Origin of the sequence: Herbaspirillum sp. DW155 (assembly GCF_037076565.1) — a bacterium.
Classification (GTDB): Bacteria; Pseudomonadota; Gammaproteobacteria; order Burkholderiales; family Burkholderiaceae_D; genus Herbaspirillum.
In genome coordinates this window covers 4,893,011-4,912,526 of the sequence record NZ_AP029028.1, presented here as the reverse complement: position 1 = coordinate 4,912,526, position 19,516 = coordinate 4,893,011, and the positions used below count along the sequence as shown (strand labels likewise).

Here is a 19,516-nt window from a genome sequence, read left to right as displayed (position 1 = left end):
GCTGCCGCTGCCGCTCAGCGCAGCAGGCAGGCCAGGGCGGCGCTGCCGGTTTCACCGATGCGGGTCAGGAAATCGGTGCCCATGTCGGCGCTGAAGCGGTTCGGATCGGGCGAGCCCAGCACCAGCAGGCCGAAGGCTTCGGGGGCCGCGCCCACGCGCAGCGGCAGCATGGCGACTGACTTCACGGAAGCGGCATCGTCCAGCCAGGTGGCTGCTTCGAAATCCTTGTTGGGACCGCAGAAGGGGGTCGAGAGACCGTTGGCGAAGAGGCGGGCGTCGTCCGAGACTTCTTGCGTGGCCCAGCTGTCGGCGTGGTCGGCACCGAGGTTCCACAGGCGCACCGTCACTTGCGGCACGTGGAAGATCTCCTGCAGCTGCGATACCAGCACGCGCGGCAGGTCAGCGGCGTCGCGGGTGAGCAGCAGGGCGCGGCTCCATGCCTGGAACTTGCTGGTGATCTCGTCGTTTTCCTGGGCGATACGCATCAGGTCGGCCATGCGCAGTTCCTGCACGCGGATCTTTTCGCGCAGGATTTCCATCTGGCGTTCCTGCAGCGATACGGCGCGGCCCATCACGGGACTGGTCAGCCTGACCGTCGAAAGCAGTTCGGCATGCTCCTCGAAGAAATGAGGGTGGTCGAGCAGGTAGTCGGCAATCAGGCTGGAATCCAGTTCGGTGGTCATCGTTGCGGGGTCTGTGTTGGAGTGCCGGCTGCGCGCGGGAATGGGCGCGCCGGAAGTATCGCGAGATTATCCTCGGTATCGGACACACTGACAATCATCGGCGCCGTCGGGCCGGCCTGGTGGCAGCATGTCAAGAGGATGGGCAAAAGAAAGAGGCCTGCATGATTGCTCATGCAGGCCTCCTTCGGTACGACTCAGGTTCAACTCAGGTTGAGCCCGGCAAGTTCATGCCGGTTTCAGGTCCTGGAATTAGAACTTGTGACGGATACCAACTGCAACAGCGGTTTGGCTGTCGGTGCCGTTGCCGATAGCCGGCAGGGCGGTGGTAGCAGCAGTACCGGTTGCATCGCCGAACACGCCAGGGTTGGTCATGTCGGTTGCGCGGATGTTAGCCACGAATGCGTACAGGTCGGTACGCTTGGACAGCCAGTAGTCGGTACCCAGGCTGATTTGGGTCAGCTTGCCCTTGTTGGACGAGTTGAAGTCAGCACGGGTGTGGGTCACTGCGCCCAGCAGCTTCAGCGACGGGTTCAGGGAGTAGGCGGTACCGATTTCATAGATGTCGGCCTTGTTGGCGGCAGACAGAGTCTTGGCATTGACGCCGGTCGGGGTAGTGGTGTTCAGGTCTTGCTTGACGCGCGAGTAGTTACCGTACACGCGGGCCGGACCGAACTGGTACGAAGCCACCACGTTCAGACCCTTATAGGCGCTGTTGCCAGCTTGGGCAGCGGTAGCGGTCGACAGCAGGCTGGTGTCCGAAGGAGTGCTGCCTTGCTTGGACTGGTAGTAGTTGATGCCCAGACCCAGAGGACCGTTGTCGTACTTGCCGCCGATGCCGAAGGATTGGCCAGCGGAGGTCTTGCCAGCGGTTTCACCGAAGCCGTAGATCAGGTTACCAGTGAAGCCGCTCAGGCTGTTGGTGGTGTAGCTGATGGAGTTGTTGGTACGGGTACCTTCCAGGCGGTTCAGGTTGTGGCCAACAGCGCCGGTCACGCCACCGAAGTCGTTCACCGAGGTGTAAGCGGAGATGGTGTCAGCGAAGTCGGTTTGACGGCCAACCAGCACGCTACCGAAGCCACCCGACAGACCGACCACCGACTTGCGGCGGAACAGGTTGGTCGCACCAGGATCTTGGCCGTTCAGGGCGCCGTTGTCGTTGTTGAAGCCGGTTTCCAGTTGGAACACAGCCGACAGGCCACCGCCCAGGTCTTCCACGCCCTTGAAGCCGATACGCGAACCTTGGATCACGCCGGAGTTCACACCGAACTTGCTGCCGGTGCCCAGAGTGGAGGTGTTCACTGCCTTGCTGGTGTAAACCAGACCGGTATCAACGATACCGTAGATAGTAACGGAGCTTTGTGCTTGAGCAGCACCTGCGAACGCGCCGAGGACGGCCAGTGCCAGCAGAGATTTTTTCATTTGACATCCTTCTATAAAAATAGTCTTGAGGATCCGTACTTCTGGTCGGATGGTGAGACATTAAGGGTTCTCATTTGGCGTGGCCGCAGATTGGTCACGTGGAGGGCGGAATTTTGGTTGAAAGCGTCAATCCGCTGGGGGAGTGTTGTTTTTTTCAAACGCTTTCCTGCCCGTCAATGCCTGACAGGCAAATTTTGGCTTGCAGATTGTCACTCATTAACGGCACGGCAGGCCAAAACTTGATCCGCCTCGTCTCGTCAATGCATTTGTTGTTAAAACGATGCATTTCGATAGTTTTCGAGGGATTTTTAAAAAAATGTCGATTGTGCGGCATAATTTTGGCTTTCTGACCTGATGTGGAGGCTGGATGGCCAATCGCGAGGATCTAGCAATCATCCGGGCAGCACGTGCCGGACAGGCTCAGGCGCAACTGAGCTTGGGCAAGCGTTACCTGTTTGGCGGCAATGGTTTGCCCCAAAGTCCGGGCACCGCCTTTCACTGGCTGGAGCGGGCGGCGCGCCAGGGACTGGCCGATGCGTGGATGCTCATTGCCCAGCATATTCCCTATGAAGTCGTGACACCGCTGGCCAGGCCGCATGAGGCTGCGCAGTGGTATGAACGGGCCTTCGAGGATGGCATTACCCGCGCCGGTCTCGTCCTGGCACGCCTGGTGCTGGAACATCCGGCCGGCGTGGCCGCGGCCAGCGCCGAGCAGAAGAGCCGCGCCCTGCGTGCGCTCGAAGCGGTGGCGCGCGAGGGCGATCCGGATGCGCAATGGCTGCTGGCGCGCCAGGGCGAGCGTGTGCTGGCGCCGCTGGCCGCGCCGGCCCCGACGGCTGAGGACGCACCGCCAGCGGTAACGGCGGTAGTTCAGCCCGAGCAACTGCAGCAGTGGACGCAAAAGGCCGCCGATGCCGGCATCGAGCAGGCCCAGCATGCGCTGGCCGATAGCGCCTGGCGTCAGTCCGACCTCGACGCTTTCCGCCGGCGCGCCCAGCCCCTGGCCGATGCCATGCTGCGCCAGCATGAGCAGTTGGTGGCACAGCTCAATGCGCCCTCCGAAGCCCTGGCAGCGACCTTGGGCGCGCAGAACATCCAGTTGCTGTGCCGCCTGGCCCAGGTGCATCTGGCCGACAAGCGTCCTGATCTCCTGCAGGCCCAGCAATTGCTGGAACTGGCGGCCCTGGCCTGCGACCGCGAAGCGCAACTGGCGCTGGGCCTGTTATACGGGCGGGTCGACGAGGCGGGCGAGCGGCGTTTCGCCGGACAGGGCTCGGCCAATTACAAGAAGGCCATCCGCTGGCTGACCCTGGCTGGAGAGCAAGGGATGGCGGCGGCCTGGTATGTGCTTTCCCGCATCTATCTGAAACCGGAGTTTTCCCAGCGCAACCTTGCCGACGTGCAGCATTATCTGGAGCGCGCTGCCGAAATGGGGCACGTGGAAGCGCAGCTGGAATGCGGCGTGAGCGCCTGGCGCAACCGCCGTGATGATGCCGCCAACGATGTCCGTGCCCTTTACTGGCTGCAAAAGGCTGCGACCCAGGGCGCGGCCCAGGCGCAGGCCTTGCTGGACAAGGTGGCCGACCGTCCCCAGGCAGCCGGGTGGGCCGTGCAGGCGCGCGCCCAGATGAGCCGCGAGCAGGTCAATGCCCACCCCTTCCTGGCCGCCCGCATCGAGCTGGCCATGCTGTTTGGCCTCACGCGGCCCGAAGCGCTGCTGATCGACCTGAAGCAGGCCGATTGCGGGCATTGCCTGATGGTGGACATCCGCAGCCAGTACGCCCGCAGCAAGCGGCGACTGATCATGGTGGAAACCGGCGAGCAGCGCGGTGCGCTCAACCGCATCGGGCGGCTCTTCGAGGATATGGATTGCGGTCCCACCGGGCCGGAAGGCAACTACCGGCAGCGCTTGTACCGTCTCAAGACGCTCTTGCCGCAGTCGCAGGAAGAGGACCAGGCCGAAGCGCAGGATCTGGCTGCCTGAGCCGCAGGCTTGCCGGGCGGTTACCGGTTACCCATGAAAAAGCGGCTTGCCGATAACCCGGCAAGCCGCTTTTTCTCTATATGCGATGGGATCAGAGCGAATCAGGCAGTTCGATTTCGCCTTCAAACACGGTGACCGCCGGTCCGGTCATCATCACCGGTTCACCCGGCCCGGCCCAGGCGATGTTGAGCACGCCGCCGTGGGTCTGGACCGCCACCGGCGAATCCAGCAAGCCACGGCGGATACCCGCCACCACCGCCGCACAGGCCCCGGTGCCGCAGGCCAGGGTCTCGCCCGCGCCACGCTCATAGACGCGCAGATTGATGTGGTGGCGGTCTACCACCTGCATGAAGCCGGCATTGACGCGCTTGGGGAAGCGTTCATGGCGCTCGATCAACGGACCGTCCACCAGTACCGGGGCGGCTTCGCTGTCTTGCACCACCTGTACCGCATGCGGGTTGCCCATCGACACTACCGAGATCCACGTGGTCTTGCCGGCCACATCCAGCGGCCAGAGCGTGTCTTCGGCCTGGCTGCGGTGCTGCAGATTGCGGCTGTCGAAGGGGACGTCGGCGGGCGTGAGAATCGGCGCGCCCATGTCCACGGTGATCTGGCCATCCTCTTCCAGGCGCGGCTCGATCACGCCGGACATGGTTTCCACGCGGATGGCGCGCTTGTCGGTCAGGCCCTTTTCGGTGACGAAGCGCACGAAGGCGCGCGCACCATTGCCGCATTGTTCGACTTCTCCGCCATCAGCGTTGTAGATGCGATAACGGAAATCCACACCGGCGCCTTGCGCCTTCTCCACCACCAGCATCTGGTCGGCACCGATGCCGAAGCGGCGATCGGCGATGAACTGCCACTGGGCGGGGGTGAGCGAAATGGCCTGGGTGACGGCATCGAGCACGACGAAATCGTTGCCGGCGCCGTGCATCTTGGTAAATTTGATTTTCATCGCATCATTATAAGTACGCGCTGCCCTTTTCAAAGAGCAGCAGGGGGATGGCGTCAGTGCTGACCCTTGCGGTAGAGGTCCGGTTCACCCGGCGGGCGGTTCTTGAAACGCTTGTGTGCCCAGAAATATTCGGCCGGGGCTTCCAGCACGCGCTCTTCGATGAAGGCATTCATGCGGCGGGTGGCGGCCACGATGTCTTCGCCGGGATAGTCCTCCCAGGCCGGATAGAAGGTGGTCTTCCAGCCGCGATAGCCGGGCAGGAAGGTGGTGATCACCGGCACCACCGAGGCCCCGGTGGCCGCAGCGATGCGGGCGGTCGCCGTGAGGGTGGCGGCGGGTACGCCGAAGAAGGGCACGAACTCGGCATCGCGGGTGCCGAAATCCATGTCGGGCAGCATGATGAAGGGCAGGCCTTCGCGCATGGCGCGGATGATGGGCTTGACGCCCTTCTCGCGCGCCAGCAGCGTCACGGGGCGGAAGCGCGAGCGGCCCTTGAGCAGGGCCTGGTCCACCACTTCATTCTGCTGGCGGGAATAGATGGTGCAGACTGAATAATCCGAATTGAGCACCAGGGCGATGCCGGGGATTTCCAGGCAGACGAAATGCGGGCACAGCAGGATGGTCGGGCCGCGGTCGAGCGTCTCGAAGGGAATGCCGGGCTCGACCTGGATCAGGCGCTTCAGGCGCGACTCCGGCGCCCACCACAGGATGCCGCGTTCCAGGGCGCTGCGGGCATAGGCCTGGAAGTGGCGGCGGGCGATCAGGCGGCGCTCCTGTTCCGTCTTCTCGGGAAAGCACAGCCGCAGGTTGATCAGCGTGATGCGGCGGCGCGGCCGCATATAAATATAGAGCAGCCAGCCCAGCGCTTCACCCAGCCGCCCCAGAACCGGCAGCGGCAGCCAGTGCAGCAGCCACATCAGCCCGATCAGGGCCTTCATTGCGCTGCTCCCGGCGGGGTCACGCCAGGCGGCGTCTTGTAGCGGTTGTAGCTCCAGATATATTGCGCGGGGCAGCGGGCGATCAGTTTTTCCATCGCGGCATTGATGGCGCGGGCCTGCTGCTCGGGCGTGTCGCCCAGTTCACCTTCGAAGGGGACGAAATGAATCGCATAACCCCGGCCCCAGGAGAGGCGCTCGGCATAGGCCAGGATGATGGGCGCACCGCTCATCTGTTGCAGCTTGGCCGGCAGGGTCATGGTATAGGCCGGCTTGCCGAAGAAGTCGGCCCATACGCCTTCGCCGTTCTGCGGCACCTGGTCGGGCAAGAGGCCAATGGCCTGGCCATTCTTGAGTGCCTTGAGCAGGATGCGCACCCCAGCCAGGTTGGCCGGTGCCAGGTGCAGGTTGGCGCGGGCGCGGGCGCCTTCGATCAGGGGTTTGAGCGCGGCCTTGCGCGGCGGGCGGTACAGCACGCTCAGGCTGTTGTGGCGCGCCACCGATTGCGCCGAGATCTCGAAGCAACCCAGGTGAGGCGTCAGGAAGACGATGCCTGCCCTAGCATCCAGGGCTTGCTGGACCAGTTCCCAGTTGACGATGCGCGCCGTGCGCAGCACCCGCTGCGGGCTCGCGCACCAGATGAAGGGCAGCTCGAACATGCCCTTGCCGGCTTCGCCCACGGCCTTCAGGAGGCTGCCGCGATGGCCCGCCAGCGTGATGTTGCCGGTCAGGCGGCGGCGATAGGAGGGCGACAGCAGGAACACCAGCCAGCCCACGCCCACCCCGATGGCATGCAAGGCCGGCAGCGGCAGGAAGGAGAGCAGGCGGAATAAAGAAACGAGCATACTTGCCGATAACAAAAAAGCGGACCCTATCCGCCGTCAAATTGCAGAAAAATGCAAGAGGCGTAAAATAGCACATGCCGTCGAGTTAATGACAACTTGCGAGACGGGGTACAAATATCGCTAAAGCGTCGCAGGCACGACTAACGATGGGCCGCGACATTTGCTAAATCGTTTTCAGTCAGAGGCTTGCATGTCCAACGAATATCTCTTCACTTCCGAATCCGTCTCCGAAGGCCATCCCGACAAGGTGGCCGACCAGATCTCGGATGCCATCCTGGACGCGATCTTCACCCAGGACCCCTATTCCCGCGTCGCCGCCGAAACCCTGTGCAACACGGGTCTGGTGGTGCTGGCCGGTGAAATCACCACCCGCGCCAACGTCGACTACATCGAAGTGGCCCGCGAAACCATCAAGCGCATCGGCTACGACAACGCCGACTTCGGCATCGACCACAAGAGCTGCGCGGTGCTGGTCGCCTACGACAAGCAATCCCCCGACATCGCCCAGGGCGTGGATGAAGGCCGTGGCGTTGACCTCGAGCAAGGTGCCGGCGACCAGGGCCTGATGTTCGGCTACGCCTGCAACGAAACCCCGGAACTGATGCCGGCCGCGATCTACTACGCGCACCGCATCGTCGAGCGCCAGTCGCAACTGCGCAAGGATGGCCGCCTGCCCTGGCTGCGTCCGGATGCCAAGTCCCAGGTCACGCTGAAGTACGTGGATGGCAAGCCGGTCGCCATCGATACCGTGGTGCTGTCGACCCAGCATTCGCCCGACATCGAGCAGAAGGACATCCACGAAGCCGCCATCGAGGAAATCATCAAGCCCGTGCTGCCGGCTGAATGGCTCAAGAACACCCGCTACCTGATCAACCCGACCGGCCGCTTCGTCATCGGCGGCCCGCAAGGCGACTGCGGCCTGACCGGCCGCAAGATCATCGTTGATACCTACGGCGGTGCTGCGCCCCACGGTGGTGGCGCCTTTTCCGGCAAGGATCCGTCCAAGGTCGACCGTTCGGCCGCCTACGCCGGCCGCTACGTGGCCAAGAACATCGTCGCCGCCGGCCTGGCCGAGCGCTGCCAGATCCAGGTGTCCTACGCCATCGGCATCGCCAAGCCGACCTCGGTGATGGTGACCACCTTCGGCACCGGCAAGATCAGCGATGAAAAGCTGGCGCAACTGGTGCAGGAGCACTTCGACCTGCGCCCCAAGGGCATCGTCCAGATGCTGGACCTGCTGCGTCCGATCTACGCCAAGACCGCCGCCTACGGCCACTTCGGTCGCGAAGAGCCGGAATTCACCTGGGAACGCACCGACAAGGTGGCTGCCCTGCGTGCATCGGCCGGTCTGTAAGCCAGCCCGGCCGGCGCCGGCCGCGTGAAGCGCGAATGAAGCCGGAAAACGGGCGGGTGAAGATCAATTCACCCGCCTGTTCCAAAGATTGACTAACGCCGGCCCCGCGCTACAATGCTGTTCCCCGCGAATGAAGATTCGCGCCATTTTTCCGATGTCGGCATTGCGTCTGGAAAGTCAAATCTCACAATGCCTCACCGCTGCAAGGAGCGTTGCGACAGGGAAATCCCCTGCCAGGCTTGACGCGGTGAACAGGCGCAAGTCGCCTGGCAACCGCGCTCACGTTACTTTTTTTCTGGCTTTTTCATGAAAGGAGGGCGTGAACAGCGCCATTGCCATGACTACTCAAACCAATCAACAAGACTACATCGTCGCCGACATCAAGCTGGCCGACTGGGGGCACAAGGAAATCAAGATCGCCGAAACCGAAATGCCGGGCCTGATGGCGATCCGCGAGGAATTCGCCGCGTCCCAGCCCCTGAAGGGCGCCCGCATCACCGGTTCGCTGCACATGACCATCCAGACCGCCGTGCTGATCCAGACCCTGGAAGCACTGGGCGCGCAAGTGCGCTGGGCCTCCTGCAACATCTACTCGACCCAGGATCACGCCGCTGCCGCCATCGCCGCCAACGGCACCCCGGTCTTCGCCATCAAGGGCGAAACCCTGGATGAATACTGGGAATACACCCACCGCATCTTCGAATGGACCGACGGTGGTTATTCCAACATGATCCTGGACGACGGCGGCGACGCCACCCTGCTGCTGCACCTGGGCGCCCGTGCCGAAACCGACATCTCGGTGCTGGCCAAGCCGGACTCGGAAGAAGCGGTCTGCCTCTTTAACGCCATCAAGCGCTACCTGGCCAAGGATGCCAACTGGTACTCCAAGCGCCTGAAGGAAATCAAGGGCGTGACCGAAGAGACCACCACCGGCGTGCACCGCCTGTACCAGATGCACAAGGAAGGCAAGCTGGCCTTCCCGGCCATCAACGTCAACGATTCGGTCACCAAGTCCAAGTTCGACAACCTGTACGGCTGCCGCGAATCGCTGGTGGACGGCATCAAGCGCGCCACCGACGTGATGATCGCCGGCAAGGTCGCCATCGTGGCCGGCTACGGTGACGTCGGCAAGGGCTCGGCCCAGGCCCTGCGCGCGCTGTCGGCGCAAGTGTGGGTCACCGAAATCGACCCGATCTGTGCCCTGCAGGCCGCCATGGAAGGCTATCGCGTGGTGACCATGGATTACGCCGCCGAACACGGCGACATCTTCGTCACCTGCACCGGCAACTACCATGTGATCACCCATGAGCACATGAAGAAGATGAAGGACCAGGCCATCGTCTGCAACATCGGCCACTTCGACAATGAAATCGAAGTCGCCGCCCTGAAGCAGTACACCTGGGAAAACATCAAGCCGCAGGTCGACCACGTGATCTTCCCCGACGGCAAGCGCATCATCCTGCTGGCCGAAGGCCGCCTGGTCAACCTGGGCTGCGCCACCGGCCACCCGTCCTACGTGATGAGCTCGTCCTTCGCCAACCAGACCATTGCGCAGATCGAACTGTTCGTCAATACCAAGAACTACCCGGTGGGCGTGTACACGCTGCCCAAGCACCTGGACGAAAAGGTGGCCCGCCTGCAGTTGAAGAAGCTCAACGCCCAGCTGAGCGAACTGACGCCGGAACAGGCCGCCTACATCGGCGTGAAGATCGAAGGCCCTTACAAGCCCGAGCACTACCGCTACTGATCCCTGTCCGGGCGGGCTCCATCGCGGGCCGGCCCGGCAGCCTCAGCATCGTCTGCGCCTGCGGACCTTGCATCGCCGGGGTTGGTGATGCAAGCTCCCGGGTGACATCATCATTCCCCGACGGGGTTGAAAGGATTTTCCGTGCGCCTGCTGCTGACCTGGCTCATCAATGCACTGGCCTTGCTGGCCGTTCCCTACCTGATGCACTCGGTGCAGGTCGACAGCTTCGGCTCGGCCCTGCTGGCCGCGCTGATCCTGGGCTTTGTCAATACCATCGTGCGTCCGGTGCTGGTCGTGCTGACCCTGCCGGTGACCATGCTCACCCTGGGCCTGTTCATCCTGGTCATCAATGGCTTGATGTTCTGGGTCGTGGCACAACTGGTCGGCGGCTTCCATGTGGCCGGCTTCTGGGCTGCGGTCGGTGGCGCACTGCTGTACAGCATCGTGTCCTGGGCATTGTCGACACTGTTGCTGAAATCGGGTTCGAATCCATGAGTACACATAATTTCAGTATCGAATTTTTCCCGCCCAAGACCGCCGAAGGCACGGAAAAGCTGCGCGCCACCCGCGCCCGGCTGGCCGCGCTGGCACCGAAGTATTTCTCGGTGACCTTTGGCGCCGGCGGTTCCACGCAACAAGGCACGCGCGACACCGTGCTGGAAATCATCGGCGAAGGCCATGAAGCCGCGCCGCACCTGTCCTGCATCGGCAGCTCGCGCGCCAGCCTGCGCGCCATCCTGGAAGATTACCGGGCGCAAGGCATCAGGCGCCTGGTGGCTCTGCGTGGCGACCTGCCCAGCGGCTATGGCGCCATGGACCAGGCTTCCAGCGAATTCCGCCATGCCAACGAGCTGGTCGAGTTCGTCCGCGCCGAGACCGGCGACTGGTTCCACATCGAAGTGGCCGCCTATCCCGAGATGCACCCGCAAGCGCGCTCCCCGCAGGACGACGTGCAGAACTTCGCGCGCAAGGTCAAGGCCGGCGCCAATTCGGCCATTACGCAGTACTTCTACAACGCCGACGCCTACTTCCGCTTCGTCGACGAGGCCGCCAAACTGGGCGCGACCGTACCGGTCATCGCCGGCATCATGCCCATCACCAACTACACGCAGCTGATGCGCTTCTCGGACATGTGCGGTACCGAGATCCCGCGCTGGATTCGCCTGAAGCTGGCCAGCTACGGCGACGACACCGAATCGATCCGCGCCTTCGGTCAGGAAGTGGTGACCCAGCTGTGCCAGCGTCTGCTGGCAGGCGGTGCGCCCGGTTTGCATTTTTATTCACTGAACCAGGCCGGTCCCACCGAGGCCATCTGGCAGGCCCTGCTGAAATAAGCCGATACCTGCGCCTCATGCGAAAAGCCGGACCTCGAGTCCGGCTTTTTCGTTCATAAGGGCTTTTTCCGGGCTCAGAACGAGTGGCGGATGCCGGCCATCAGCACCGTCTGGCTCTTGCCGGAGGAGGCCGTGCTGTTCTGCGAATCGCCCACCGCGGCCAGGGCGTGGATGATGCTGCCGTTGGACGCCAGGGTATTGCCGCCGGCCAGCTGATAGGCCTGCAGGAAGTACAGGGCCGTACGCGGCGAGAAGGCATAGGTTTCCTGCAAGGCCAGCTGGTGGTAGTTGGCGGCGGTATCGATGCCATTGCCCTTGTTGGCGAAGGTGTAGCTGTAGCCGGCCGCCAGCGTCAGCGCCTGGCTCCACTGATAGGTCGTGAAGGCGCCTGCCGTCTGGAACTTCACATCCTGCGTGAACAGCGAACCGCTGCCCGGACGATATTGCGCCACGCTGTAGCTGGCGCCCAGCATCAGCTTGTCGATGGTGTAGCGCGCGGCGGCGGCGATCATCTGCGCGCTGTTGGCGGTCTGGTAGCCGGCGTTCACGGCCGAGTTGGGGATGTTGGCGGTGGCCGTGGACGAGCCCCAGGTGGCGCTGCTGGTGCCGCGGTTCAGGTGCTGGTAGCCCAGCGCGAAATTCCAAGCGCTGACGTTGTATCTGAACGCCACGCTGTAGGCGCTACCGGTGGCGGTGGAGCCGGCCGTCTCGCCCATGCCGTACAAGGCGCTGACCTGGGCTCCGCCCATGACGGGCGAGCTGTAGCTGATGGCATTGCTGCTGCGTACCGAGGTGTCGAGCGCATCGACATCGCCCGGATGGGCGCCGGTGGCACCGGTCAAGACCGTGGTCGAACCGATGGAACCGACGTACAGGTAATAAGGCGTGTACTGGCGGCCCACGGAGACCGAGCCGGCCGTCTTGCTGGACAGTCCCACGAAGGACTGGCGATTGAACAGGGTATTGGCCGAACTCATGGCCCCGGTATCGGCATCGAAACCATTCTCCAGCTGGAAGAAGGCTTGCAGGCCGCCGCCCAGGTCTTCATTGCCCTTGAAACCGATCTTGCTGGCCGAGAGATTGCCCGAGCGCATGTAGACGTTGTGGGCGCCGTTCTGGCTGCTGCTGTAGACCAGGGCGTTGTCGACCACGCCATAGATGGTCACATTGCTCTGTGCCAGCGCGGCCAGCGGTGTCGCAGCCAGCAGCAGGGTGCCGGCGATCCAGGGATTGCTTCGTTTCATGGGGTTCCTCGTTGTCATGTCATGCGCCCGGTGGTCCGGGCGCGGCTGTTGGCGGCGTCACCGCCCCGGTCCGATGGCCCCGCACAGCGGCGGCGCCCATCGGCTTGCCGCCCCGTCCAGCGATGAGCGGGGCGAAAAAGACTGGCTGGCCGGCACAAGGCCCCGGATCAGGGCAATGGCGGCACAGTGAAGACGGATGACGCGGGGCGGCAGGCCACCGGCAAGAGGCAGGGCGAAATGGGCATGGCGGGTCTCCGGGTCAATGAGCTTTGCTCTGGCGGCAAATGCGGTCTGATGAACGGTCAGGTAGTCTGACTTATGGTCAAGTTGTTGGTCATCAGATGTCTAACATCAAAATGCTCTCATTCGGACCGGGCGCTGTCAAGGCGCTTTCGTGTTGCAGTGCAGCTAATACGTGGAAAAACGACGATATGAAGGAAAAGTCAGGGCATCACCCGTCCGCGTGGCCGGGCGCCAGATATGTTCGATGAGATGTGACGTCTTATGTCAAAACGGGGAAATTTTGCTCAGCCCGTTGCGCCGCCCTCGGGCCCGGCCTCGGTGAAGATGACGTCCAGCGGCCTGTCATGCGCCTGCGCGGCAAAGTCCGCGCGCCCGAAGCCATAGCAGACCCCGATGGCCAGCGGCGGCGGTACGGCTGCCAGCGTGCGGTCATAGAAACCGCCGCCATAGCCGAGCCGGAAGCGCTGGGCATTGAAGCCCACGCAAGGAATCAGCAAGGCTTGCGGCTGCACGACGGCCGCGCCGGCGGGCGGCACCATGGTGCCCATGGCGTCTTTTTCCAGGATGTCGCCGGGATGCCAGGCACGAAATTGCAGCGCCGCCTGTTTGTCCACCACGACCGGCAGGCACAGGTGCACGCCGCGTGCGGTCAGCGCGTTATAGGCCGCAGACAGATCCGGTTCACGCCGGATCGGCTGATAGACCGCCAGGCTGTGGATCGCCTGCGCGGCGCACCAGTGCAGCACGCGCTGCCCGATGAGCGCATCGGCGGCGGCCTTGTCCTCCTCGCCCAGGGCCTTGCGGCGCGCCAGCAGTTCGGCGCGCAGCCGCTGTTTGTGAAGGGCGGCCGCCTCCTCTTGCGTCGGTGGAGGGAGCGTGTCGCGTGCTATGCTTGGGTTCATTATTTGTTCCAACAATCTGCATGAAAAAGCTTGCATGAGTATGCGTCCGAAGAATCATCCGTTCAACCAGCGCCTGCGTGCGCTGGCCGCCTCGCTGGCGCTCCCCCTGGCCCTGGCGAGCGGCGTCATGCTCACCGCTGCGCCCGCCGCCCACGCCCAGAAGCGTCTGGCGCCGGACGCCAGTCCTGACGACATCTTCCTGGCCCTGCGCCAGGCCGCCGCCAGCGACAATGCCGCCCTGGCGCAAGACTTGGCCGCGCGCCTGTCGGGCTACGAGCTGGCATCCTACGTCGATTACTACCGCTTGAAGCCGCGCGTGCGCGACTACAGCGCCAGCGAGCAGGAGATCCGCGATTTCCTGGCGCGCTGGGATGGCCAGGCCATCGCCGACCGGCTGCGCAACGACTGGCTGCTGGCGCTGGGCAAGACCGGCAACTGGACCGTTTTCGATGAGCAGTATCCCAAGTTCGTGCTCAATGACGATACCCAGGTCAAGTGCTTCGCCCTGAACTCGCGCGCGCTCAAGGGGGCCAATGTCGCCGATGAGGCGCGCACCCTGCTGAGCAATCCCAAGGACTACGGCCAGGGTTGCAGCGACCTGATCGCCACGCTGGCGCAGAACGGTCAGTTCACCGATGCCGACGTCTGGTTCCAGATCCGCCAGGCCGCCGAGAATGGCAATGCCACCGTGGCGCGCCGTGCGGCCGTGCTGGTCGATGGCGGGGATGTCAGCGTGACCCAGGTGATGGACCGTCCGGCGCTGATGCTGGCCAAGGGGCCGGGCCGGGGGGCTGCCAACCATCAGCTCTACATCATCGCCCTGGGGCGCATCGCAAAGAACAATCCGACCCAGGCCGCGAGCTATCTGAACGATGCCGGGCGCAACATGAGCTCGCTGGAAGTCGCGCAGGGCTGGGCGCAGATCGCCCTGGCCGCCTCCTACAAGCTGGCCCCGGAAGCTTCCGATTATTGGCGCAAGGCCAAGGATGCGCCGCTGACCCAGGATGCGATGCAGTGGAAGGTGCGCATGGCCCTGCGCGACGGTGACTGGAAGACCGTACGCAAGACCATCGAAGCCATGCCCGCGCCGCTGCGTAGCGACATCACCTGGGTCTACTGGCTCGGCCGCGCGTTGAAGGCCGAGGGGCAGACCGATGCGTCGCGCCGTCTGTTCGAATCCATCGCGCCCAATTTCAGCTTCTACGGCCAGCTGGCGCTGGAAGAACTGGGCCAGCAGATCACCATCCCGCCCGGCCCGACCCCGCCGGGAGCCGGTGAAGTGGCGTTGTATTCGCAGAATGCCGGTTTCAAGCGCTCGCTCAAGTTTTACCAGCTGAACCTGCGTTTCGAAGCGATCCGCGAATGGAACTGGGAACTGCGCAATATGACCGACCGCCAGTTGCTGGCCGCAGCCGAATACGCGCGCCAGAACGACGTGCTGGACCGCATGGTCAACACCTCCGACCGCACCAAAACCGAGTTCGATTTCACCCAGCGCTTCCCGGCACCGCACCTGCCCGAGATGAATGCGGCCACGCGTCCGCTGGGCATGGAGAACGCCTGGGTCTATGGCCTGATCCGCCAGGAGTCGCGCTTCATCAAGTCGGCCCGTTCGCATGTGGGTGCGTCGGGCCTGATGCAGCTCATGCCGGCCACCGCCAAGTTCGTCGCCAGGAAGATCGGCATGACCGAATTCACCGCCGATCAGGTCAACGACATCAACACCAACCTGCTGCTGGGCACCAGCTACCTCGACATGGTGTTGAACAACCTGGACGGCTCGGAGACCCTGGCCACCGCCGGTTACAACGCCGGCCCCGGCCGCCCGCGTACCTGGCGTGCGAGCTTGCCGCGCCCGGTGGAAGGGGCGATCTTCGCCGAGATCATTCCTTTCAATGAAACCCGGGGCTATGTCAAGAACGTGATGTCCAATGCGACTTACTATGCGGCCATGTTCGAGAACCGCCCGCAATCCCTGAAGCAACGCATGGGCACGGTCGCACCCAACGCCAACGTCGCCACCGACCTGCCCTGATGCCATCGCCCTGGCCGCCAGCCCACGCGGCGGCCAGACGCCCCTGGAAATCGGAGAGAGACAAATGACAGTCAAGAAGATCCTCGTCATCGGCGGTTCCGGCTTCATCGGCACGCGCCTGATCGAACTGCTGGGCAGTACCACCGGCTATCGCATCATGGTGCCGACGCGCCGCTACGAACGCGCCAAGCACCTGCTGGTGTCGCCCGTGGTCAGCGTGGTCCAGGCCAACATCCATGACGATGCCGTGCTGGCGCGCCTGGTGGCCGAGGCCGATGTTGTCATCAACCTGGTCGGCATCCTGCAATCGCGCCCGGCGCGCGGCGGTGCCGCCTATGGTCCGGATTTCGAACGCCAGCACGTGCTGCTGCCGCGCCGCATCGTGGCGGCCTGCATACAGCAGGGCGTGCCGCGCTACCTGCACATGAGCGCGCTGTGCGCCGATGCACAAGCGCCGTCGATGTACCTGCGTTCCAAGGCCGCCGGCGAGAAGGAAGCCCTGGCTGCGCCGGCGCTGGACGTGGCGATCTTCCGTCCTTCGGTGGTGTTTGGCGAGGGCGACAATTTCATCAACATGTTCGCCGGCCTGAACCGCATGTTCCCGGTGATCCCGCTGGGCAGTCCCGATGCACGCTTCCAGCCGGTGTATGTCGGCGATGTGGCGCAGGCCTTCGTCAATGCGCTGGCGCTGCCGCACCTGGGCGGCAAGGTGTTCGAACTGGGCGGACCCAAACAGTACACGCTGCGCGAACTGGTGCGCCTGTCGGGCTGGTACAGCGGCCATCCGCGCCCCGTCATCGGCTTGCCCGATGCGCTGGGCTGGCTGCAGGCCTTTGCGCTGGAACACCTGCCGGGCAAGCTGATGAGCCGCGACAACGTGGCTTCGATGCAGGTAGATAACGTCCTGCATGGCCCCCTCGCGCCCGAATTGCAACTTGCGCCGCGTGCGCTGGAGGAGGTCATTCCCGGCTATCTCCTGCCGCGCAGCCCGCAACAGCAATTCGACTTCTTCCGCAGCACCGCGCGGCGCTGAATGGTTCAGCCGCTGCGTCCTTGATCTTCGAGAAACGAGCCCTCATGCAAGATACAGAACTGGATCCGGTATTGTCCGAAACGCTGCGCAAAGCCGGACGACACATGCCCACCCTGGTGATCGCCAACAAGAATTATTCGTCATGGTCGATGCGCCCCTGGGTCACCGCCGTGGCCTTCGACATTCCTTTCAAGGAAGTGCGCGTGCTGCTGGACCAGCCCGAGACCGCCAACGAGATCGCCCGCTACACCGGCTCGGGCCGCGTACCGGTGCTGCTCGATGGCGACATCGCGATCTGGGATTCGCTGTCCATCTGCGAATACCTGGCCGAGCAATTCCCCGACCGCCACCTGTGGCCGGCCCGTACCGATGCGCGCGCCATCGCCCGCAGCATCTGTGCCGAGATGCACTCCGGTTTCACCGGCCTGCGCAGCGCCATGAGCATGGACATCCGTGGCCGCTATCCCGGCAAGGGCCGCACGCCCGAAGCGCAGGCCGACATCGCGCGCGTGTGCGAGATCTGGGAAGAATGCCTGTCGCAATTCGGCCATCATGATTTCCTCTTCGGCGATTTCTCCATCGCCGATGCCTTCTATGCCCCGGTAGTGATGCGTTTCGTCAGCTACCAGGTGCCACTGGCGCCGGCCCTGCAAGCCTATGCCGATCGCGTGCGCGAGCACCCGGCGGTGGCACGCTGGATCGCCGAGGCGCTGGCCGAGAAGGAAATCCTGCCGGACCACAAGTGAGGTCGGGCCGATGAAGACCTACACCGTCGGCGGCGCAGTGCGCGACGGCTTGCTGGGCCTGCCGGTGAAGGACCGCGACCACGTGGTCGTGGGTGCTACGCCGGAGCAGTTGCTGGCACTGGGTTTCCGCCCGGTGGGCAAGGATTTTCCGGTGTTCCTCCATCCCCGGACCCACGAGGAATATGCGCTTGCCCGCACCGAGCGCAAGACCGCGCCCGGCTACAAGGGCTTCGCCTTCCACGCCGCGCCTGATGTCACGCTGGAAGATGATCTTGCGCGCCGTGACCTCACCATCAATGCGATTGCACAGGATGAGGATGGCACGCTGGTCGACCCGTATCACGGTCGTGCCGATCTGGAGGCGCGCGTATTTCGGCATGTCTCCGAGGCCTTCGTCGAAGACCCGGTACGCATTCTGCGCGTAGCGCGTTTTGCCGCGCGCTTCGCCGACTTCACGGTGGCGCCGGAAACCAATACGCTCATGCAGCGCATGGTGGAAGAGGGCGAGGTCGATGCCCTGGTACCCGAACGCGTCTGGCAGGAACTGGCGCGCGGCCTGATGGAGCACAAGCCGTCGCGCATGTTCGGGGTCTTGCGCGCCTGCGGCGCCTTGCAGCGCATCCTGCCCGAGCTCGATGCGCTGTGGGGCGTGCCGCAGCCGGAGAAATGGCATCCCGAGATCGACACCGGCGTGCATGTGATGCTGGTGGTGGATTGGGCGGCAGCGCAAGGCTTTTCCCTGCCGATCCGTTTTGCCGCGCTCTTGCACGACCTCGGCAAGGGCAGCACCCCACCCGAGATGTGGCCGCGCCATCACGGCCATGAAGCGCGCAGCGAGCGCCTGGCCGAGCAGGTCTGTGCGCGCCTGAAGGTGCCCGGCGAATGCCGTGACCTGGCCCTGATGACGGCACGCGAACATGGCAACGTGGGGCGCTGCTTCGAGATGCGCCCCGATACCCTGGTCAGGTTCTTCGCGCGCTGCGATGCCTTCCGCAAGCCGCAGCGCTTCATCGACATGCTGCGCGCCTCGGAATGCGATCATCGCGGCCGTACCGGACTGGAGCAACAGCCTTTCCCGCAGGCCGCCTATCTCGAAGGCGCGCTGCAGGCTGCGCAAGCCATCGATGCCGGTGCCATCGCGCAGCAGCATACACAGCCGCAACGCATTCCCGAGGCCATCCTGGCGGCGCGCACCGCGCAGGTGGCCGCTTACGTCGAGCAGCATCGTCCGTCGCAGCAGCCATGAAGGAGACCGCCTGATGAGCCATCCTTTGTCACGACTGCTGCAGCGCCTGCGTGGCCAGCAGCCCGCGCCACTGCCCGCGCAGGACGGCAGACAGGAGAAGCCGCATGTCTTCGTCAAGGAGCTGTCGCCGCGCGCGCGCCGCCATCTGCTGCGCCACTTCCTCGCGTTGGAAGAGAAGGACCGGCTGCTGCGCTTCGGCTCCAAGCTCTCCGACGAGATGGTGACGCGCTACGTGGAGGGCATCAACTTCGAACGCGATACCGTCTTCGGCGTCTATGACCGTCGCCTGCGTTTGCTGGGCGTGGGCCATCTGGCGTTTGCGCCCAAGGAAAGCACGCGCATCAGTGGCGCCACCATCAAGCCGGTGGTGGCCGAGTTCGGTGTGTCCGTGACGGCCGCTGCGCGCGGACTGGGCGTGGGCACGCGCCTGTTCATGCGGGCCTCGGTGCATTGTCGCAATGCCGACGTCGATACGCTGTACATGCACTGCCTCTCGTCGAACAAGGTGATGATGCACATCGCCAAGAAGGCCGGCATGGAAATCCACCGCGATTATGGCGAGGCCGATGCCTATCTCAAGATCAAGCCGGCCAATTCGGCCACGGTGTTTCAGGAAGCACTGGAAGAGCAGGTCGCCATGCTGGACTACATCGTCAAGGCCAACTTCAGGGCGCTGCTGAAATGGGGGGCGCGCGTGACCGGCATCGGCACCAGAAAGAAGGACGACGGCGCGCCACCGCCGGCCGCCTGATGCGCTTCTTGCGCAAGCGCACATGACCATCCCGGCTGCGGGGCGCATAATATGCGCCTC

At 63.9% G+C, this 19,516-nt stretch carries 17 protein-coding genes and 1 riboswitch; of the genes, 10 read left to right on the top strand and 7 right to left on the bottom strand.

Annotated features, from left to right (window positions below; translation table 11 throughout):
- Nucleotides 1–14 precede the first annotated feature (14 nt).
- Nucleotides 15–683, bottom strand: coding sequence for a DUF484 family protein (locus AACH55_RS22385; protein ID WP_338716858.1), 669 nt, complete (start codon nucleotides 681–683; stop codon nucleotides 15–17).
- 249 nt (nucleotides 684–932) lie between these two features.
- Nucleotides 933–2,102 (bottom strand): porin, encoded by a 1,170-nt coding sequence (locus AACH55_RS22380; protein ID WP_338716857.1) that lies wholly within the window; start codon nucleotides 2,100–2,102, stop codon nucleotides 933–935.
- A gap of 367 nt (nucleotides 2,103–2,469) precedes the next feature.
- Between AACH55_RS22380 and AACH55_RS22375 the strand changes: the two genes are divergently transcribed.
- Nucleotides 2,470–4,086: a hypothetical protein gene (locus AACH55_RS22375; protein ID WP_338716856.1), complete on the top strand. Its 1,617-nt coding sequence runs from the start codon at nucleotides 2,470–2,472 to the stop codon at nucleotides 4,084–4,086.
- 91 nt (nucleotides 4,087–4,177) lie between these two features.
- Here the strand turns inward: AACH55_RS22375 and dapF are convergent, their stop codons facing one another.
- From dapF to AACH55_RS22360, 3 genes are read right to left on the bottom strand one after another with little or no spacing between them, the layout of a single operon-like run.
- The gene (gene dapF, locus AACH55_RS22370) at nucleotides 4,178–5,041 is read right to left on the bottom strand and encodes a diaminopimelate epimerase (RefSeq protein ID WP_338716855.1); all 864 of its coding nucleotides are present in this window, start codon (nucleotides 5,039–5,041) and stop codon (nucleotides 4,178–4,180) included.
- Nucleotides 5,042–5,094: 53 nt separating this feature from the next.
- Nucleotides 5,095–5,979, bottom strand: coding sequence for a lipid A biosynthesis acyltransferase (locus AACH55_RS22365; protein ID WP_338716854.1), 885 nt, complete (start codon nucleotides 5,977–5,979; stop codon nucleotides 5,095–5,097).
- On the bottom strand, nucleotides 5,976–6,821 hold the full coding sequence (locus tag AACH55_RS22360) for a lysophospholipid acyltransferase family protein (RefSeq protein ID WP_338716853.1): 846 nt from the start codon (nucleotides 6,819–6,821) through the stop codon (nucleotides 5,976–5,978). The genes AACH55_RS22365 and AACH55_RS22360 overlap by 4 nt, the downstream gene beginning before the upstream one ends.
- A gap of 190 nt (nucleotides 6,822–7,011) precedes the next feature.
- Here AACH55_RS22360 and metK point away from each other — a divergent pair, with 190 nt between their 5' ends.
- The 4 genes from metK to metF all read left to right on the top strand — a co-directional run bounded on the left by metK (nucleotide 7,012) and on the right by metF (nucleotide 11,256).
- On the top strand, nucleotides 7,012–8,175 hold the full coding sequence (gene metK / locus AACH55_RS22355) for a methionine adenosyltransferase (protein WP_338716852.1): 1,164 nt from the start codon (nucleotides 7,012–7,014) through the stop codon (nucleotides 8,173–8,175).
- Nucleotides 8,176–8,373: 198 nt separating this feature from the next.
- A riboswitch (S-adenosyl-L-homocysteine riboswitch) is annotated at nucleotides 8,374–8,463 on the top strand.
- 31 nt (nucleotides 8,464–8,494) lie between these two features.
- Complete coding sequence (gene ahcY / locus AACH55_RS22350) at nucleotides 8,495–9,922, top strand: adenosylhomocysteinase (protein WP_338716851.1); 1,428 nt, start codon at nucleotides 8,495–8,497, stop codon at nucleotides 9,920–9,922.
- Between the two features lie 141 nt (nucleotides 9,923–10,063).
- Entirely contained in the window at nucleotides 10,064–10,417 is a 354-nt protein-coding gene (locus AACH55_RS22345) for a phage holin family protein (protein ID WP_338716850.1), read from the top strand.
- On the top strand, nucleotides 10,414–11,256 hold the full coding sequence (gene metF / locus AACH55_RS22340; RefSeq protein ID WP_338716849.1) for a methylenetetrahydrofolate reductase [NAD(P)H]: 843 nt from the start codon (nucleotides 10,414–10,416) through the stop codon (nucleotides 11,254–11,256). The genes AACH55_RS22345 and metF overlap by 4 nt, the downstream gene beginning before the upstream one ends.
- A gap of 74 nt (nucleotides 11,257–11,330) precedes the next feature.
- Here the strand turns inward: metF and AACH55_RS22335 are convergent, their stop codons facing one another.
- Both AACH55_RS22335 and AACH55_RS22330 read right to left on the bottom strand, forming a co-directional pair.
- Nucleotides 11,331–12,500 (bottom strand): porin, encoded by a 1,170-nt coding sequence (locus AACH55_RS22335; protein ID WP_338716847.1) that lies wholly within the window; start codon nucleotides 12,498–12,500, stop codon nucleotides 11,331–11,333.
- 527 nt (nucleotides 12,501–13,027) lie between these two features.
- Nucleotides 13,028–13,645: a 5-formyltetrahydrofolate cyclo-ligase gene (locus AACH55_RS22330; protein WP_338716846.1), complete on the bottom strand. Its 618-nt coding sequence runs from the start codon at nucleotides 13,643–13,645 to the stop codon at nucleotides 13,028–13,030.
- A gap of 34 nt (nucleotides 13,646–13,679) precedes the next feature.
- On the opposite strand from AACH55_RS22330, the gene AACH55_RS22325 reads away from it, so the two are divergent.
- The 5 genes from AACH55_RS22325 (at nucleotide 13,680) to AACH55_RS22305 (ending at nucleotide 19,456) form a co-directional block, all read left to right on the top strand.
- Entirely contained in the window at nucleotides 13,680–15,680 is a 2,001-nt protein-coding gene (locus AACH55_RS22325) for a transglycosylase SLT domain-containing protein (RefSeq protein WP_338716845.1), read from the top strand.
- 64 nt (nucleotides 15,681–15,744) lie between these two features.
- The gene (locus tag AACH55_RS22320) at nucleotides 15,745–16,713 is read left to right on the top strand and encodes a complex I NDUFA9 subunit family protein (protein WP_338716844.1); all 969 of its coding nucleotides are present in this window, start codon (nucleotides 15,745–15,747) and stop codon (nucleotides 16,711–16,713) included.
- A gap of 44 nt (nucleotides 16,714–16,757) precedes the next feature.
- Nucleotides 16,758–17,459, top strand: coding sequence for a glutathione S-transferase family protein (locus AACH55_RS22315; protein ID WP_338716843.1), 702 nt, complete (start codon nucleotides 16,758–16,760; stop codon nucleotides 17,457–17,459).
- A gap of 10 nt (nucleotides 17,460–17,469) precedes the next feature.
- Nucleotides 17,470–18,705, top strand: a complete 1,236-nt coding sequence (locus AACH55_RS22310) for a multifunctional CCA addition/repair protein (RefSeq protein ID WP_338716841.1) — start codon at nucleotides 17,470–17,472, stop codon at nucleotides 18,703–18,705.
- A gap of 13 nt (nucleotides 18,706–18,718) precedes the next feature.
- Nucleotides 18,719–19,456, top strand: a complete 738-nt coding sequence (locus AACH55_RS22305) for a GNAT family N-acetyltransferase (RefSeq protein WP_338716840.1) — start codon at nucleotides 18,719–18,721, stop codon at nucleotides 19,454–19,456.
- Nucleotides 19,457–19,516 lie beyond the last annotated feature (60 nt).

Excerpts from the sequence above, each read along its gene's own strand:
- AACH55_RS22385 (WP_338716858.1), bottom strand. The coding sequence starts at position 683 with ATGACCACCGAACTGGATTCCAGCCTGATTGCCGACTACCTGCTCGAC.
- AACH55_RS22380 (WP_338716857.1), bottom strand. The coding sequence starts at position 2,102 with ATGAAAAAATCTCTGCTGGCACTGGCCGTCCTCGGCGCGTTCGCAGGT.
- AACH55_RS22375 (WP_338716856.1), top strand. The coding sequence starts at position 2,470 with ATGGCCAATCGCGAGGATCTAGCAATCATCCGGGCAGCACGTGCCGGA.
- dapF (WP_338716855.1), bottom strand. The coding sequence starts at position 5,041 with ATGAAAATCAAATTTACCAAGATGCACGGCGCCGGCAACGATTTCGTC.
- AACH55_RS22365 (WP_338716854.1), bottom strand. The coding sequence starts at position 5,979 with ATGAAGGCCCTGATCGGGCTGATGTGGCTGCTGCACTGGCTGCCGCTG.
- AACH55_RS22360 (WP_338716853.1), bottom strand. The coding sequence starts at position 6,821 with ATGCTCGTTTCTTTATTCCGCCTGCTCTCCTTCCTGCCGCTGCCGGCC.
- metK (WP_338716852.1), top strand. The coding sequence starts at position 7,012 with ATGTCCAACGAATATCTCTTCACTTCCGAATCCGTCTCCGAAGGCCAT.
- metF (WP_338716849.1), top strand. The coding sequence starts at position 10,414 with ATGAGTACACATAATTTCAGTATCGAATTTTTCCCGCCCAAGACCGCC.
- AACH55_RS22335 (WP_338716847.1), bottom strand. The coding sequence starts at position 12,500 with ATGAAACGAAGCAATCCCTGGATCGCCGGCACCCTGCTGCTGGCTGCG.
- AACH55_RS22330 (WP_338716846.1), bottom strand. The coding sequence starts at position 13,645 with ATGAACCCAAGCATAGCACGCGACACGCTCCCTCCACCGACGCAAGAG.
- AACH55_RS22325 (WP_338716845.1), top strand. The coding sequence starts at position 13,680 with ATGAGTATGCGTCCGAAGAATCATCCGTTCAACCAGCGCCTGCGTGCG.
- AACH55_RS22320 (WP_338716844.1), top strand. The coding sequence starts at position 15,745 with ATGACAGTCAAGAAGATCCTCGTCATCGGCGGTTCCGGCTTCATCGGC.
- AACH55_RS22315 (WP_338716843.1), top strand. The coding sequence starts at position 16,758 with ATGCAAGATACAGAACTGGATCCGGTATTGTCCGAAACGCTGCGCAAA.
- AACH55_RS22310 (WP_338716841.1), top strand. The coding sequence starts at position 17,470 with ATGAAGACCTACACCGTCGGCGGCGCAGTGCGCGACGGCTTGCTGGGC.
- AACH55_RS22305 (WP_338716840.1), top strand. The coding sequence starts at position 18,719 with ATGAGCCATCCTTTGTCACGACTGCTGCAGCGCCTGCGTGGCCAGCAG.